Raw genomic sequence first — 586 nt, forward strand, 5'->3', positions numbered from 1 at the left:
TATGGCGTTACTCCCGCAGACGTATCCGCAGGAACTTGCTGACAGTATTTTTAATGGCATCAGGCAGCAATGCAGGCATCTGTCAGAAAAATAGTTATGCATCCTGAAGACGGGTCATGGAAAGCTAAATGCCTCACAATCTGCATAAATGTATCCTGGTGCGCATAATGTATATTATGTTAAATTGGATTTATGGTTACGCGCACCGCCTGTAAGTCTGTCCCCGTCCCTCATCATCACGAACCGATCTCTCATACACCGCTCAAAACAAACCCGGCGCGACAGCCGGGTTTATATTGCAACCTTATGCGACTCACGTAATAAACCGTTATTCCACGTCTGCGCCAGCAGCATCCGGCAGCGCCTGTTCCAGCACGTCGGTACACAGACGCACGGTTTCGCGTAATCGCGCTTCGCTGTACCCTGCCCGCGCACTGGCGGAAAGTCCGGCCATCACGGTTACCATAAAATCCGTCAGCCGTTCGGCTTGATCCGGATACTGTCGCGCAATGAAATCACGGATCATGGTTTCTGCTGCCTGATGGATTTCGCAGGCCGCTTCGCGCGCTTCCCGATCGTCACTATG

Annotated in this window: 1 pseudogene; it reads right to left on the bottom strand. The window is 51.9% G+C overall.

Annotated features, from left to right (window positions below):
• Positions 1-328: 328 nt before the first annotated feature.
• Positions 329-586 (bottom strand): annotated as a pseudogene (locus tag QRD42_RS14515) (TetR/AcrR family transcriptional regulator); the annotation flags it as partial.

It is taken from the genome of Enterobacter sp. PGRG2 (assembly GCF_030291195.1).
Classification (GTDB): Bacteria; Pseudomonadota; Gammaproteobacteria; order Enterobacterales; family Enterobacteriaceae; genus Enterobacter_D.